This window comes from Gracilibacillus sp. Marseille-QA3620 (genome assembly GCF_054950035.1).
Window position 1 is genome coordinate 1,940,834 of the sequence record NZ_CM143102.1, and the last position, 15,884, is coordinate 1,956,717.

Consider the following 15,884-nt stretch of genomic DNA (forward strand, 5'->3'; position numbering starts at 1 on the left):
GGGAAGGTATATGTTTAAAAAGCGTTATCTGACTGTATTAACGGCTATGCTGCTCTTGCTGGTGATTGTCACGGGTTGTTCCAATGATTCAAAAGAGTCAAATGGGAAAGAATCAGATCAGGTGGAAATTTCTGTTTGGCTGACTCCTCAATGGAAGGGTGTCATGGATGGTTCAGAGGATGGGGCAGATTATGACAGCTTCTTCAAATATGCTGCCGAGAAATTTTCCAAGCAGTATAAGGAGCATGATGTAAAGGTTAATGTCGAAGTGATTGCAGGAGATCAAAGGGATGAGCTCCTCAATGTCAATCTAAATGGGGGAACGCCTCCTGATGTGTTCTTTGAAAGCGTTTTTGCGATGGGGGATTATGCCCACAGGGGAGCTTTAGTGCCATTAAACGATGTGATTGATGATGAAGCGAAGAAGGATATCCCGGAAAGCTACTGGGAAAGCGTCACCTTTGGCGATGATATTTATTTCTATCCATTCTCCCATATGCCTGGTACATTAGCGTACAACGCGGATATGTTTAAGGCGGCAGGACTCGACGAATATATTGCCGAAGAGAATGAAATCGGCACTTGGACATTGAAGGATTATGAAAAGATCCTCAAAGGCTTAAAGGATAATCTGCCAAAAGACAAGTATCCAAACGCTTATCCAATGGGGCTTTATGCACTGAATAATCAAGGTGATACATGGAACTTAGCTTACTTACGAATGTTTGGCAATTCATTCTTCGATAAGGACGGCCATATCACCCTTGATGACGCGGATGGAGTGAAGGCAGCTGAATGGCTGAAGAAGGTTTATGAGAGCGGGTATACAAACCCTGGAGCTGAATCGGTTTCTTCCAATGATGCGAATGCGATGTTCCAGAATCAACAGCTTGCGATCAGCTTCACGAATTCCGTCTTGGCTACCAATGCTAAAGCAGATATGGAAAGCGGAAAAACACAGAAATTTGATATGAGACTAGCGAATATTCCATCTGAAAGTGGAGATCCGCTTACCTTTACTTATGTAACTGGAGCGGCTGTGTTTAATACAAATGATGAAACACGCATGAAGGTCAGCAAGGATTTCGTTCAATTTGTTTCCTCTGATCCAGAGCTTGTTAAGGCTTCCAAAAATGGAATACCGGTACGGGATTCCGTTATCGAAGAGTTCAAGAATGATAATCCGCTCTTCGCCGCTTACAATGACAATGCACAGTATATGTTTAACTTTACCGGGAATGTCCCTGGATACAGCCAATTGAGACAGGTCCTCTATCCAGAGCTTCAGGCCCTTTTCACGGGTGATAAGACACCGAAGCAAGTCGTGAAGGATTATCAGGAAAAAGGAAACCAAATCATCGAGGAATCAAAAGCGAACTCGGTCATCTATCAGAAATAACCCTGTAATGAGAATGGATAACAATCTTAAGCTCTGAAAAAGAGCTTAAGATTGTTATATAGAAAGGTAAGGGAATACCATGCAGATTACGAAATCATTGAAGGAAAACATAACGGGGTATCTTTTTATTGCGCCGCAGCTTTTACTCTTTCTAGTCTTTATCGTCTATCCGATCATTGAAGGAATCCGGCTAAGCTTATTCCGGATTAATTATCAGCAGGAGACGTTCGTCGGTTTTGAAAACTATCAGCGATTATTCGCCGACCCTGTCTTTATGAAATCAACCGTCAATACGGTCATCTTTGTCATCTGTATTGTCGCGTTAACCGTTGTATTTGCCCTCTTTGTGGCTTCCGCTATCTTTGATAAGAATGCCAAATATGTCTCCTTCATTCGGGGCAGTTATTACATACCTGTTATGGTGTCTATGGTCGTCATGAGTATGGTATGGAGCTTTTTGCTTAATCCTGCCAACGGCCTTATCCCATATGCGGCAAGAGAATTAGAAATAGTCTCGGTTAATTTCCTTGGAGATAAAAGCCTCGTGCTGCCCGTGATTATCTTTATCACCTTTGCAACGAACATAGGTCAAGCCATTATCCTTTATGTCGCTTCCATGATTGGGGTTCCAAAGGATGTTTTTGAAGCGGCTGAAATCGATGGCGCTAACCGGATGACCATCATCTTTAAAATCCTGATTCCGCTTGTTAAGCCCACAACCATCTACATAATCATTATGAATATCATCGCTGTCTTAAAGATCTTTGTCGTCATCCAGCTCTTAACCGGCGGTGGACCGAACAATGCATCAACCACTCTTATGTACTACTTATACAATAATGCATTCAAATATAACCAGCTCGGCATCGCTTCAGCTGTGGGGGTCATCATGTTCTTGATTACCTTGGTCCTATCCATTCCGCAGTTAAGAATGATGTTTAAGAAAGATAAGGGGTGAGAGGCTTGTTTGGAAAGAAGAATAGAAACAAAAAGAAAAAAGAAAAAATCGATATCATCATAAATGGATTCGTCGTTTTCTTTGCCCTTCTCAATTTATTTCCGCTATATTGGCTGATCACGAGCTCCTTCAAGAACAGTGCTGATGTGGTGAAAATGCCGCCGGATTGGTTCCCAAAGACGATATCCTTTGCGAACTATGTAGATGTCTTCAATAATCAGCCTGCCTTTAGATGGGCCTATAACAGTATTTATGTCTCCCTCGTTTCGACCATTGCCTTAGTGGTTGTCAGCAGCCTGGCTGCTTATGCCTTTTCAAAGCTGAATTTTAAAGGGAAGAATATTATTTTTATCATCTTCATCTCTAGCCTGATGGTACCAAAGGAAGTCATGATCGTTCCTTTATTCCGGATTATCCAGGATTTCGGCATGGTCAACACGCTAAATGGCATGATCTGGCCGAATGTGGCCACAGCGTTTGGGGTATTCATGCTGAAAGGCTTCTTCGACTCCATTCCTGATTCCTTGCGTGAATCAGCCAAAATGGATGGGGCGAGTGAATTTACGATTTTTTATAAAATCATGCTACCGATGGTGAAGCCTGGGATTGGGGCATTATTTATTCTGAATTTTGTCCAAGTATGGAATGATTACCTATGGCAGCTAGTCGTAGGCCAAAATGAACATTCGAAGACGTTAATGGTCGGTATTGCTACCTTGATGCAGGATTTAAATCCGAACTTTGCCTATAAGATGGCTGGTGCCACAGTAGCCGCTGTTCCTATGCTGATCATCTTTATGATGTTCCAACGCTACTTTACAAAAGGGATATCCATTGGGGCAGTCAAGGAATAAATTCGGGAGATGGAGATGGGAAAATGAACAGCCAGAATAAGATATTGAACCAACTGGAAGGAACGTTGATTGTTTCGTGTCAAGCGCTTCCTGAGGAGCCGCTCCATAGCCCGTTCATTATGGGGAGAATGGCGCGTGCGGCAATGCTTGGCGGAGCACAAGGAATTAGAGCAAATAGTATTGAGGATATAAGAGAGATAAAGAAAAATGTCGACCTGCCCATCATTGGCATCATCAAGAAGGTTTATGAAGGGTCAGATGTCTTTATCACACCAACGATAGAGGAAGTGGATGCCCTTTACCATGAAAAGGTCGAAATCATCGCCCTTGATGCAACCAAAAGGGTAAGACCGGACGGAAAGACCATCAGTGAGGTGTTTCCAATCTACCGTGAGAAATATCGCGACCAATTGTTTATGGCGGACTGTTCAACAATCGAGGAAGCAGAGGAAGCCTGTCGGTTAGGCTTTGATTGTTTAGGGACGACATTAAGCGGCTATACGGACTACTCAAATCATCGTGATTTGCCTGACCTTGAGCTGATTAAACAAATGGTGGAACGCTTTGATATTCCCGTAATTGCCGAGGGTGGGATTTGGACTCCTGAAGAACTGAAAAGTGTCTTTGATCTTGGCGTCCATTGTGCTGTTGTTGGAACGGCCATCACAAGGCCGATGGAAATCACGAAAAAGTTTCTTCATGCAATCGAGGGATGAGAGATGAATATATTAGGAGCAGATATTGGCGGTACATCCATTAAGATTGGGATTTCGGATGAGCATGGTCATCTTACATCTTTTGGCGAGTACCCCTCTGAGAGTAAAAAGGGCGGCAAGCATTTAGTCGAGAGATTGATTCAATACATAACAGAAAATCCTGGATTCGAGGCGATTGGAATCAGTACGGCTGGTCAGGTAAATATAGCTGATGGATCGATCATTTATGCCAATGAGAATATCCCTCAATATACGGGAACAAAATTAAAGGCGATCCTAGAGCATGAATTTCATGTGCCGGTTTTAGTCGAGAATGACGCCAATGCGGCAGCAATCGGCGAGGGAGCATTTGGAGCGGGGAAGCCTTATGATGATTTTCTCTGCTTAACCTATGGGACAGGGATTGGGGGAGCGATTGTATTGAACTCCCAAATTCATAGAGGGTATAATGGCATTGCGGCAGAATTTGGTCATATGATTACCCATCCATTGGGTTATCCATGTAATTGCGGCCGGCGTGGCTGCTATGAAACGTATGCCTCTACCACTGCATTAATTCGAAAAGCTGCCGATATAGATCATAAATTCACCAATGGCCGAATCATTTTTGAGGCGATTAGCCAAGGAGACAGCAGGCTGGAGAAAGTGCTGGATGAGTGGGTAACGGAGGTGGCGTATGGTCTCACCTCTTTAATCCATGTATTTAATCCGCCAGCCATCATCATAGGCGGTGGAATCATGGAGCAAGACATGCTGGCAGCAATGGTAGACCGTAAAGTCAGAGAGCTGATCATGGAAAGCTATGCGGATGTTCAAATCTTGAAAGCAAGACTTGGCAATAAGGCTGGCGTCCTAGGAGCGGTATCCCTGCATAGTAAATAGCAATAGAAGAAGAGGTGTATAAATGGCTTATCAAGATATTTTTTCTCTAATCCACTCAAGATACGCTTCTTTCACAAACACCGAAAAAAAAGTAGCCGACTACATTCTAGCAAACACGAAAGACGTCCTATATATGTCGATAACCGATCTGGCAGACGCCTGTCATGTCGGCGAGTCAAGTGTGTTTCGATTTTGTAAATCGATTGATCTCAAAGGGTATCAGGAATTTAAGATCGTATTGGCCCATAGTGTCTCTTTAGAGGATGAAACGCCTCAGCTATCAAGTCAGATTACGATGCAGGATACCATTCCAGAACTGTCATCAAAGATCCTGTCGACCAATATCAATGCACTGACCGAGACCTACAATCTTATCGATGAACAGGATATCGCAAAAGCAGCTGAGCATATGATTAAGGCAGATCGGATTCATTTTTTTGGCGTAGGATCATCATTAGTGACGGCGATGGAAGCAAAAAGCAAGTTTATGAGAATAACAAATAAAACAGAATGCTCGATGGATTCTCATCTTCAGGTTATGTCCGCTTCCCTATTGACGGAAAAGGATGTCGCGATCCTGATTTCCTATTCCGGTTCAACAAAGGACACGATTGAGATTGCAAAGGTCGCTAAAGAAAGAGGTGCGACTGTCATCTCCATCACGAGATTTGCTAAATCTCATCTCACAAGTTATTCGGACATCACCTTATTATGCGGTGCCAATGAAGGACCGCTGCAGGGCGGGAGCCTGACCGCTAAGATATCGCAGCTCTATCTATTAGACCTTCTATACTTCGCCTATTTCAAGGGAACAAATAAGGAATCGATCTACAATAAGGAGCTTACAGCGAAAGCAGTCGTTGAGAAAATGCTGTAGGGTTGGAATATGAGTGTTAGTAATGAGGCCTTCTTATCCGTTCATGGAACGGAGGGAGGTCTTTTTTCTTTAGAATTGTGGTCAGCCTGTAAAAAGGAGGGGATATGATTTTTTTGCAGAAAGGATATAAGAGCGATTCTCTCCTAACGCTTGGAGATGGTTTTAAATTTAGGCAAAAGAGGGAGTTAGCATGCGTGAACTAAGTGAAATTTATACAGATTGGCAAGATAAGCTGGATCAGGACGAATGGTATTTCAGTCATTCTTTTGAAAAAATAATTGAGCGGTTAACACCGATTGAAGCGTATGATTCTATTCCATCCGTGATAAATGAACTGATCAAGTTGAGGGAGCCTTATTTAATCGGAGAAACGCTAGATTTCTTACATTCTATCTATCATAAAGCAGATACAACCGAGGTACATCCGGTCGTTAAGCAAGAACTTAAGAATATAGAAACGGTCGTTCAAAATGTTGGTGATGATTATTGTAAAAATGCTTTACGGGAATGGAAAACTTTTTTGAGGATAAAGTAGACATTAAACTACGAATACTAGGAAGTTTGTTAGAAGGGATAATTTGATCGACAAGATTAAATAAAGGGGAGAGGGTTATGAGTAAATCATTTATTGAACAAGTACATTATATTAGAATTCCTGTAAAAGATTTAGAACGGTCAGCCAAATGGTATCGTGATGTATTAGGGCTCCAGTTACTCAACCATTCTGAGGAAAGAGCCATCTTAAAAGTAAATGAGGGACCATTCTTGCTTATCTTAGTTCCTACCGAAGATGAAACATTTGCCCATTTTACCATTAATCATGAACAGGAATTTAGCATTGGCTTTACAAGTCCAGAACTATCAAAGTTTCATCAACACTTAATGGATAATCAGGTTAAGGTTGAGGATATACAAGAAGATCATGGTCATACTTTTTTCCACTTTTATGACCCCAGTGGCAATAAACTTCAAGTCCACTGGTAAGGGGCCTGTACCTGTACTTTTTATTTATGGTGATATTCCGTATTCTCGTTTTGTCCTTATTCTTGATGATGGATAAATGGAGAAGAAGGAGTCAGCATTCACCTTTTATGGGGAAGGGAACTAGGGCTTATTGACAACGAAGATATGAAAATAGCCTTGTTTAGAACAGGGCTATTTAGCTTTTGTGTATGCTAAATACACGCAAACTTTGACATATTTCCAAAGTCATAGATAAATAGATTCATTTTTCAGTAAACTTAGTTTGTTCACTGGATAAACTAAAGGTGACTTGCTATAATCAATCTCAACAAGAGGGATACATATTTTCCTGACATAAATTGAAAGCCCTTACATTTTGTTTGATGAAAGGAGGGCAGTTCTTCTAATATAAAAACTTGTATAAATGAAGGGAGAGAACAAATAATGCCTAAAGGATTACGTATGAAGCTTTTCTCTGCTGCGGCTGCAGCCTTATTATTATCCAGTGGTCTGTCCAGTGCTTCTGCAGGGCCGGCAACGAAACCAATTAGTGCGATGAAAGCCCCGGTTGAGCTTGATGAACGGTATAAGGATTCATTTGATATAGGGGCAGCAGTTGAGCCGCATATGCTCAATGGGAAGGATGGCCAAATTCTTAAACGCCATTTTAATAGTCTGGTTGCTGAGAATGTGATGAAGCCAATTAATATCCAGCCTGAGGAAGGTAAGTTTACCTTCAAGGATGCGGATAAGATTGTCAAATTTGCGAAAAAGAATAAAATGGAGCTCAGATTCCACACGTTGATCTGGCATAGTCAGGTGCCAGATTGGTTCTTCCTTGATAAAGAAGGCAACAAAATGGTGGAAGAGACCGATCCGAAGCAAAGAGAAAAGAATAAGAAGCTTTTATTGAAGCGATTGGAGACGCATGTCAAGACAGTTGTGAAGCGTTATAAGAATGATATTACCTCATGGGATGTCGTGAATGAGGTGATTGACGAGTATGCTGGGAATGATAAGGGTCTCCGGGAATCTCCTTGGTATCAAATCACCGGTACGGATTATATTAAAGTAGCCTTTGAAACAGCCGACAAATACGCCAATAAAGATGCCAAGCTCTTCATTAATGATTACAACACGGAGGTAGAGCCAAAGAGAACGTATCTTTACAATCTAGTGAGTGAACTGGTTGAAGAAGGTGTACCGATTGATGGAGTCGGGCATCAGGCCCATATCCAAATTGGGTGGCCAACCTTAACGGAGATTGAGGATTCCATTAATCTATTTGCTGGTTTAGGACTTGATAATCAGATTACAGAGTTAGATGTCAGTCTATATGGCTGGCCGCCAAGACCGGCATACCCGACCTATGATGCTATTCCAGCGAGTGAGTTTGAGCGCCAGGCTGTTCGTTATGATCAACTGTTCGAGTTGTATGAGAGACTGGATGATAAAATCAGCAGTGTTACCTTCTGGGGTGTCGCTGACAACCATACATGGCTCAATGACCGTGCAGAAGAATATAATGACGGCGTAGGGGTTGATGCGCCATTTGTGTTTGATAATGAATACAATGTGAAGCCTTCTTATTGGGCGATTATTGACAGATAGGGATGAATGGAAGGAAGGGTTCCTTGAGCAGTTTTGCTGGCTCTCGGAACTCTTTTCTATTTAGGGAGAATCCGAGTCTAGTAAAATATACAAGGATAATGGAAAAATGATACAGAAATAAAGGTGTTTAAGCAAGTATGTAGAATACAAGATAGAGCTGATTTTGATTCAATTATGATACGAAAATAATTCGGTAGAAGGGAGACATTCATGAAGATTAAATTGCTTTCTCTTTTCATTTTAGTTATGAGCACTATTTATATCTTTCTCATCCCATCAGAGCCTTTTTGGCTGAAGATTTTGTTCAAGCTCATTCCGATGTGGCTGATCATCTATTTTGCCTTTATCCAGAGAACGGATCGTGTTCGGACAAATAAAGGGCTTATCCTCGCGGGTCTTATCTTTTGCATGTTTGGAGATGGATTGCTACATTGGTTTTTGATTGGGCTGAGCTGCTTTTTAATTGGGCATATCATTTATATTTTTGGCTTTCTGAAACGGTGGACCTTTTCGACGCTTCGCTTCTTATCCATCCTGCCGCTTCTCGCATTTGATTTCATTATCGGGAATAAGCTAATCGAAGCACTACAGCTATCAGGGAAGGATGAATTAATCATTCCGGTGATTTTCTATATTGGGGCGATTTCAATTATGGCTTGGGCTGCTTTTATGACCGGCAATCGGTTTGCCATCATCGGCAGCTTGCTCTTTGTCGTTTCTGATACCGTCTTATCATGGAATATGTTTGTATCGGACGTTCCCTACTCACATGTCCTTATTATGACTACCTATTATGCTGCTCAATATTGCATTGCCTCTAGTGTTAGACAAACAAGCAGTCTTGAAGGAATAGGAGCTCAAATAAAGGGGCCATGGTATTCTTAGCCGCTTTAATGTTCAGATTGGGGTGATAATCATTAAAAAAAAGAATTTAGTCTTTTATTTGAGGATAGGGTTTTTTGTTGGATTAGGAATTGGTCTATTTGTCACATCTTTCTCTTCGATTGAGACAATAGGTGAGGGGGTAACGACCACCAATACGAAAGAATTGTCAGAGTATGTGGTAATGGTATTGAGATGGGCTTTTGCAACTAGTCTAGTAAGTGGACTACTATTTCTGTTTCTAGGAGACATCTTGGAAAGAAAATAAATACATGAAAATTGTTAAGAGATTTTATGGAATTCACCATATGTGGCTGATGGGAAGATAGCGCTGGATACACTATTCTTGTATGCCCTTTGAAATTCATACGCCTATGACTGGAGCGTACAATGAGAGCCTATTTCAATAGTTGACTTGGTTGCGAAGTGGTGTGGTTTCTAGTTTTATTTGTTCACTTCTAGATAGTATGATTTGTTCATTGCGGGAGGGAATAGAAGAATACAAGCCTATGTATCAGGACCGTGATGATTAAAAATAAGGAGTTCCTCCTAATGCAAGGGGAACTCCTTTTTATCCTGCGCTTTAAGCGTTCGATTCGTGCAATTCCTTTACATTTCTTTCCCTGACGACAGCCTTTCTCGTAATCGAGAACACCGCACAAGCGAGTGCCACGAGAACAACCGCGCTACCGTACCAGGCCGTATGCGAAACGGAGCCTGTTTGGCTTAATACAATTCCGCCGAATCCAGATCCAATGGAGATGCCGACCTGTAAAGCAGAGTTATTGAAGCTTTGTTGAATATCGGATGTAGCCGGATCTGTTTGAATCAGATAGCTTTGCTGCGGAGGTGATAGGCTCCAGCTGAGTGCTCCCCAAATCAACATCACAGGGATGAAGACGAACATGGAGAATGTGGAGAACGGCAATAGGAACAGCACAACCGCAAATGAGACGATGAAGATAATGATGCTCTTTTGCGGGCCAATCGCGTCAGAGAGCGTGCCTCCCAATGCGCCGCCGCTTACCGCCGCAATTCCGAACAATAGATAGAAGATGCTGACCCAATTCCCATCTAAATGCATGACGTCCTCAAGGAACGGGGTGAAGTACGCATAAATTGTGTAATGCCCCGCCAGCATGAACATCGTTGCCAAATGAGCAGTGCCGATTTTTGGACTGGCGACAGCCTTTAATTGCTGTGATAACGGAATCGATTTTTCTCCAGGAATCCGTTCGAGGAAGATAGAAACGAGAATAAATGATCCAACTGAAAGAACGGCTATTCCAAGGAAAAGGATACGCCATCCGAATTGCTCTGAAATCAAGATGCCAAGCGGAACACCCATAACAAGCGATGAGCTGATTCCCATCGTTACAAGGCCAATTGCCTTTGCCCGGTGTGACGGATGAACGACTTTAGCCGCGATAATCAAGGATAAGACCATGATTAAGGCCGTACTCATCGCCGTTAACACACGGGCAATCATCATAACCGTGTAGTTTGGACTGAAGTAGGTGATGATGTTTCCTAAGAAGAAGATGGCCATGGCGATGAGGTAGACCTTTTTACGCTCATATTTATTCGTCATGACCAATAAAACCGGTCCTGCAATCGCGTAAATAAGGGCAAAGACTGTGATCAGTTGTCCAGCCGTGCTGATTGATACATTTAAATCATTGGCGATGTTCGGAAGAATTCCGCCGATGATCAGTTCCACCAATCCAACCGCCACAGCGGATAAAGCTAATATAATGACTTTAAGATTCATATTGTGTAATCGTCCTTTCTGTACAAAATAAAAAAATCCTGACTACAAAAAATGAAAAAGGTTCATTTTCTGTAGTCAGGACTTTATGGTTCCTGGTAGAGACCCTCACGCCATATTCTGAGGTTATACAGGTTGAAATTATGTTGTTCTTTTGTAGCACACTTTGAAAAGTTTACTAGCTTATCGCTCATTTAGCAAGTATTAAATTTTAATATCGTATAATAAAGGTAAGGATATACAGTTTTAGATATAAAGGGAGGTAGGTATGCATCATGGTTTTTCGCTCTAAAGTGGATGCGTTTTTTGTGAATTTTATGGTGATTGTCGTACTTGTTATCGCTTCTGTAACCATATTTCCATTGTTCCTGGAGGGGATGCGTCATGATTTAGCTGGAAGCATTATATTGGTCTCGGTATTTCTTATGGTTATCGGTTTTCTATTATGGACGTGCTTTTCTGTACAGTATATTTTTCACCAAGACCATTTATTCATCAAGGGTGGACCATTCAAGAGCCGGATTCCATACGAGAAAATCATCAAGGTCGCCCCAACAAAAGCCATCTTTACTGGGTATCGAATCCTGTCCTCGAGAGATGCGATAGAAATCACTAATCAGACAACTGTTTTTGGCAGTATTAAAATTTCACCGAAAAATAAAGAGGCATTTATCAGTGAGCTTAAAAAACGAAATCCTGGTATAAGGATTGAATAGTGAAGGAAGTCCCTGAGCAGGGGCTTTTTTTGTTTAGGGATGACTTTTAGAAGGATTTCTGCCGTTCACCCTCGAATAGGAATAACAATTGTATTTTGTATCTATGAAAATAGGAACGGATGTGAAGAATCATTTGCCTGAACATATAGTGAATGATCACAATCGAAAAAAATTCAGTGCTGACTGCGGGAATTGTTTTGGCTTATGCTGTGTAGCTTTATCCTTTGCGGCTTCCTCTGATTTTGCCTTTGATAAAGAGGAAGGGACGCCTTGCAGAAATCTCCAGCAAGACCATCGTTGTGGAATTCATAAAAACCTTAGGCTGAATGGCTTCAGGGGGTGCACAGTCTATGAATGCTTTGGCGCAGGGCAACACGTTTCTCAAGTGTTATACAAGGGCAATGACTGGCGGAAAAATAAAGCGACAGCTAAGGAAATGTTCGCTGTATTCCCCATCGTACAACAGCTTCATGAAATGCTTTATTACTTATCTGAGGCTCTTCATAGAGAGGATGCTCGCCCAATCTATAAGGAGTTAGAGCAAACGGTTAAAGAAACCGAACAACTCACTCATTTAAGCCCCGAATCCATCTTAACTCTCTATCTCCCAGACACCCGGGAAAACGTGAATATTTTACTAAAACAAACAAGTGAACTAGTACGGACAAAAGGGAAGCATACCAAAAAACCTGGAAGAAAGAGAAAAGACATCAAAGGCCGCGATTTAATTGGGGCTAATTTAAGAGGCGCTAATCTAAGGGGAGCCCATTTAAGAGGGGCTATGCTCATTGCAGCTGATCTTCGAGAAGCTGATTTAAGAGAAGCAGACCTCATTGGTGCGGACTTAAGAGATGCTGATTTAAGAGGAACTAACCTAATCGGCAGTCTTTATCTTACACAAGTTCAAGTGAATTCAGCTAAGGGGAATAGGCACACGAAATTACCATCTGCACAAACAGCTCCTGAACATTGGCTGTGATGAATTGAATAGGGGGATGAACATGTCTGAAACAATCAATCAAAATATAACGGTTAAAGAGCTTGATGAATTAAGGTTAGTCGGTTTTCGAGTGTTGTGTTCAGGTGATCAGTATATTGTTGAAATACCGAAAGCGTCATCCAGGTTAAGTAAGCGCATAGATGAAATTAAACAAGTAATGAATCCAAGGGAACAGTTTGGCGCATTTATGGTGGAGAATGAAACAGCAGAGGAGGATGGGTACTGGGTTTGTGTGGAAGTAAAGGATTTTGAGGATATACCATCAGATATGGTGACCTTGACCATACCAGCTCAACGCTATGCCGTTATCGGGCATAAAGGACCCAATCATCAAATAATAGACGCCTATCATGACTTACATCAGTGGATTGACGAAAACAGCTATGTAAGGCGAAAGAATACTTGGCATATCGAAAAGTATCATGATTGGAGGGATGCGGAGGATTTAGATGTAGAGTTGTTTGATACGATTGAGTAAGAAACTTATATAGCTAATATGGCGTATTAGGCTTAAAGAAAGGGAACTTTTTCTACATTCTTTATATAGGTGAAGATAAAGCAAAAAAGAGTTTGGAAGTATAGATTCCAAACTCTTTTGAAAAAGGATAAAAACATTTTCTAGTTAGATATTAAACATTGCCAATTAAGTAAAGTTTAGCTCGTCATTCACTCGAAAGGAAGAACATCGCGCAAGGTGTTACTACCTCGTTTTATTAAATATGTATAACCATTACTCGTGTTGTATAACGGGCAATCGATAGAATGCCCGCTATACAAGTATAGATTATTTCAGTTCAAGCTTTACTTCTTGGTCGTCATATAGATCATTATCATAGTTCCCGTCTGGGTCTTCATAGCTATTACTCCAAGTAAGTTTAATCCAATCGATTTCTTCAGCTTTTCCACGTTCCAGGTAGAAAATAATGTTACCTTCCTTAATAACACCTTCGTGGATTTCTCCGCCTAAGTTATCTGATAACCACATATCCGCCTCTACTTGTTCACCTGTGCTAGTGACTAATGTGGCTTGGTCTGGATAAGTTGTGTAAATCTTATCTGCAGTTGTATTCTCAATTTTCATTTTTACGCCTACAGCACTTGAAGTCACTTCTTTGCCATTATCATCTACCATTGGAGCTTTATCCGATACAACAGCTTTTTGGATAGTGAATTTTAGTCCTTCCCATGTACCTTCCCAATCGGCATCCTCATAGTAAGTCCATATATCTTCTTCCTTTGTAGCTTCTTCTTTGTTTTCACTATCACTAGAATTGACTTTCGCCTCTGATTTTTCAGTATCGTTTTCTTCTAGCTCTTTTGTTGCTTCATTTCCTCCACATGCTGTTAAAATACCTAGGGACAATAGTAATGTACCCATAACAGAAAGTGTTTTCTTCATGTTGTTTAAATCCTCCTAGAAAATATTGATTATGCGAACAAACTCTATTATACATATTTTTAAAGAATATAGGAGAAAATGTACTTTTCAATTTATTTACGTAGTTATATTGGTTCGGATAATAAATCATTCAGTTTAACTGATCATTATTGATGGCTGTTTTCGTAAAGATGGGTGGTGTTAGCTTCTATGGCACTTCTCTTACTTTATAATTAAGAATGTGAATAAATATACTTACACAAACAGGGCGTTAGTTTAAGGGATACGTACCCAATTACCTGCTATCAATATTGAAAGGGATCTCATTTTTAACGCTTTTGTTACTCTAACAATCATCGAATGATAATTCTATTTTTGTATATCAATAGGCAGATGAAGTTTAATCTCTTTTTTGTAAGTGCTTACACGAGGGGGACAGAGCTGTCTTTAGTTCCTTGGCATTCTTTCGTGAAGTATATTTGCTCTTTTTTGCAATTGAATACTTGATATATAAGCATTTATATGTGTATTCCCCTATATAGGAGAATATTCTAGCTCGGAACAAAAAAGCGCAGAGGACTTAAAAAAATCATAATTATCTAAAAATTATTAAAATTCCCTTTATTTATCAATCATTTTATATTATGATAGTAAAATCATATTTTGTTAAAAAAAGGGGGAGACATCATGACACAAATGTATGCGCTCGTGATTGTAGTTGGAATTCTATACATAGGGGATGTAGTGGCAGCGAGAACAAAGGCTTGGGTACCTTCAGTCTTTGTTTGTGCTGTTTTATTTTTGGCAGGCTACTGGACGTTCTTCCCGCAGAATATTGTTGAAATTGCTGGTATAGGGCCGGTTGTGGCGACAATGTTTATGTATTTACTCGTTACGAATATGGGGACCTTATTATCCGTTCAAGAATTAAAGAATCAATGGAGAACGATTGTGGTCGTTTTATCCGGTATAGCAGGTATTATTAGCATTTTGTTGCTTATTGGGACATTCATTTTTGATTTTAAAACGATGGTGGTGGCGATTCCGCCGCTTGTTGGCGGCTTGGTTTCCTCGTTAATTATGTCTGAGGGGGCTGCTAATGCAGGGCTTGAAGATTTAGCTGTATTTGCGATCGTGATTTACGTGATGCAAGGTTTTGCCGGTTATCCGCTTACATCAATCATGCTGAAGAAAGAGGGCAAGCGGATTCTTGAAATGTACCAAAAAGGGGAGATTCATTATACGGTGCCTGAGGAAGTGAAGGAAGATGTACCAGTGAATCCTAAGCTCTTTAAAGGTTTGCCTGCGAAGTATAATACGGATTATTTTAAATTTCTTCGGTTGGCCATTGTCGGGGCTTTAGCATATGGAACATCGGTGCTGGTAGCGCCTGTTGTTACCATTAATGCTCTTGTACTTTGTCTTGTCTTTGGAGTTCTTGCTACATCAATCGGTTTCCTGGAACGCCAACCGCTCGAGAAGGGAAATGGGTTCGGGATTGCTATCATGATTCTCATGCTCTTTGTGTTTGATGGACTGAAGAACGCAACACCAGATATGATGATTCGAATTATCGTACCTCTTATCGTATCGATTATCCTAGCGGTTATCGGCATGTTCATCTTTTCATTCATAGCAGGGAAAGTATTGAAAATGAGTCCTTACTTAGCATTCGCGGTGTCACTTACAGCATTATTTGGATTTCCAGCAGACTATATCATTACGAATGAAGTAATTAAATCTTTGGCAAAAACAGATGAAGAAAGAGAATTATTATTAAGCCGAATGATGCCTCCGATGCTTGTGGGAGGATTTATCTCTGTCACCATTGTATCCGTCATTCTTGCCGGTATCTTTGTAGGCTGGCTATAAAAAGGGGA

Annotated in this window: 16 protein-coding genes and 1 riboswitch; of the genes, 14 read left to right on the top strand and 2 right to left on the bottom strand. The window is 40.9% G+C overall.

Features of this window, described 5'->3' with window-relative positions:
- Positions 1 to 10: 10 nt before the first annotated feature.
- The 10 genes from ACY8DX_RS09870 to ACY8DX_RS09915 all read left to right on the top strand — a co-directional run bounded on the left by ACY8DX_RS09870 (position 11) and on the right by ACY8DX_RS09915 (position 9,145).
- Positions 11 to 1,399, top strand: a complete 1,389-nt coding sequence (locus ACY8DX_RS09870) for an ABC transporter substrate-binding protein (RefSeq protein WP_462406738.1) — start codon at positions 11 to 13, stop codon at positions 1,397 to 1,399.
- A 79-nt stretch (positions 1,400 to 1,478) separates the two neighbouring features.
- Positions 1,479 to 2,357, top strand: coding sequence for a carbohydrate ABC transporter permease (locus tag ACY8DX_RS09875; RefSeq protein ID WP_439802606.1), 879 nt, complete (start codon positions 1,479 to 1,481; stop codon positions 2,355 to 2,357).
- 5 nt (positions 2,358 to 2,362) lie between these two features.
- Complete coding sequence (locus tag ACY8DX_RS09880) at positions 2,363 to 3,211, top strand: carbohydrate ABC transporter permease (RefSeq protein ID WP_462406739.1); 849 nt, start codon at positions 2,363 to 2,365, stop codon at positions 3,209 to 3,211.
- Positions 3,212 to 3,234: 23 nt separating this feature from the next.
- Positions 3,235 to 3,927 (top strand): N-acetylmannosamine-6-phosphate 2-epimerase, encoded by a 693-nt coding sequence (locus tag ACY8DX_RS09885; protein ID WP_462406740.1) that lies wholly within the window; start codon positions 3,235 to 3,237, stop codon positions 3,925 to 3,927.
- A 3-nt stretch (positions 3,928 to 3,930) separates the two neighbouring features.
- Entirely contained in the window at positions 3,931 to 4,809 is an 879-nt protein-coding gene (locus tag ACY8DX_RS09890; RefSeq protein WP_462406741.1) for an ROK family protein, read from the top strand.
- A 22-nt stretch (positions 4,810 to 4,831) separates the two neighbouring features.
- Complete coding sequence (locus ACY8DX_RS09895) at positions 4,832 to 5,686, top strand: MurR/RpiR family transcriptional regulator (RefSeq protein ID WP_439802609.1); 855 nt, start codon at positions 4,832 to 4,834, stop codon at positions 5,684 to 5,686.
- A 190-nt stretch (positions 5,687 to 5,876) separates the two neighbouring features.
- Entirely contained in the window at positions 5,877 to 6,221 is a 345-nt protein-coding gene (locus tag ACY8DX_RS09900; protein ID WP_462406742.1) for an ABC transporter, read from the top strand.
- Between the two features lie 77 nt (positions 6,222 to 6,298).
- Complete coding sequence (locus ACY8DX_RS09905) at positions 6,299 to 6,670, top strand: VOC family protein (RefSeq protein ID WP_462406743.1); 372 nt, start codon at positions 6,299 to 6,301, stop codon at positions 6,668 to 6,670.
- A gap of 423 nt (positions 6,671 to 7,093) precedes the next feature.
- Entirely contained in the window at positions 7,094 to 8,260 is a 1,167-nt protein-coding gene (locus ACY8DX_RS09910; RefSeq protein ID WP_462406744.1) for an endo-1,4-beta-xylanase, read from the top strand.
- Between the two features lie 210 nt (positions 8,261 to 8,470).
- Complete coding sequence (locus ACY8DX_RS09915; protein ID WP_462406745.1) at positions 8,471 to 9,145, top strand: lysoplasmalogenase; 675 nt, start codon at positions 8,471 to 8,473, stop codon at positions 9,143 to 9,145.
- Positions 9,146 to 9,725: 580 nt separating this feature from the next.
- On the opposite strand, the gene ACY8DX_RS09920 is transcribed toward ACY8DX_RS09915, so the two are convergent.
- On the bottom strand, positions 9,726 to 10,913 hold the full coding sequence (locus tag ACY8DX_RS09920; RefSeq protein WP_462406746.1) for an MFS transporter: 1,188 nt from the start codon (positions 10,911 to 10,913) through the stop codon (positions 9,726 to 9,728).
- A gap of 52 nt (positions 10,914 to 10,965) precedes the next feature.
- Positions 10,966 to 11,064, bottom strand: a riboswitch (purine riboswitch).
- Between the two features lie 121 nt (positions 11,065 to 11,185).
- On the opposite strand from ACY8DX_RS09920, the gene ACY8DX_RS09925 reads away from it, so the two are divergent.
- The 3 genes from ACY8DX_RS09925 to ACY8DX_RS09935 all read left to right on the top strand — a co-directional run bounded on the left by ACY8DX_RS09925 (position 11,186) and on the right by ACY8DX_RS09935 (position 13,104).
- On the top strand, positions 11,186 to 11,626 hold the full coding sequence (locus ACY8DX_RS09925; RefSeq protein WP_462406747.1) for a PH domain-containing protein: 441 nt from the start codon (positions 11,186 to 11,188) through the stop codon (positions 11,624 to 11,626).
- Positions 11,627 to 11,714: 88 nt separating this feature from the next.
- Positions 11,715 to 12,605, top strand: a complete 891-nt coding sequence (locus ACY8DX_RS09930; RefSeq protein ID WP_462406748.1) for a pentapeptide repeat-containing protein — start codon at positions 11,715 to 11,717, stop codon at positions 12,603 to 12,605.
- 22 nt (positions 12,606 to 12,627) lie between these two features.
- Positions 12,628 to 13,104 carry a GyrI-like domain-containing protein gene (locus ACY8DX_RS09935; RefSeq protein ID WP_462406749.1) on the top strand — a complete coding sequence of 159 codons (477 nt, stop codon included), beginning with the start codon at positions 12,628 to 12,630 and terminating at the stop codon, positions 13,102 to 13,104.
- A 306-nt stretch (positions 13,105 to 13,410) separates the two neighbouring features.
- Here ACY8DX_RS09935 and ACY8DX_RS09940 read toward each other — a convergent pair whose 3' ends face one another.
- Positions 13,411 to 14,025, bottom strand: a complete 615-nt coding sequence (locus ACY8DX_RS09940) for a hypothetical protein (RefSeq protein WP_462406750.1) — start codon at positions 14,023 to 14,025, stop codon at positions 13,411 to 13,413.
- Between the two features lie 666 nt (positions 14,026 to 14,691).
- Between ACY8DX_RS09940 and ACY8DX_RS09945 the strand changes: the two genes are divergently transcribed.
- The gene (locus ACY8DX_RS09945; RefSeq protein WP_462406751.1) at positions 14,692 to 15,876 is read left to right on the top strand and encodes a hypothetical protein; all 1,185 of its coding nucleotides are present in this window, start codon (positions 14,692 to 14,694) and stop codon (positions 15,874 to 15,876) included.
- Positions 15,877 to 15,884 lie beyond the last annotated feature (8 nt).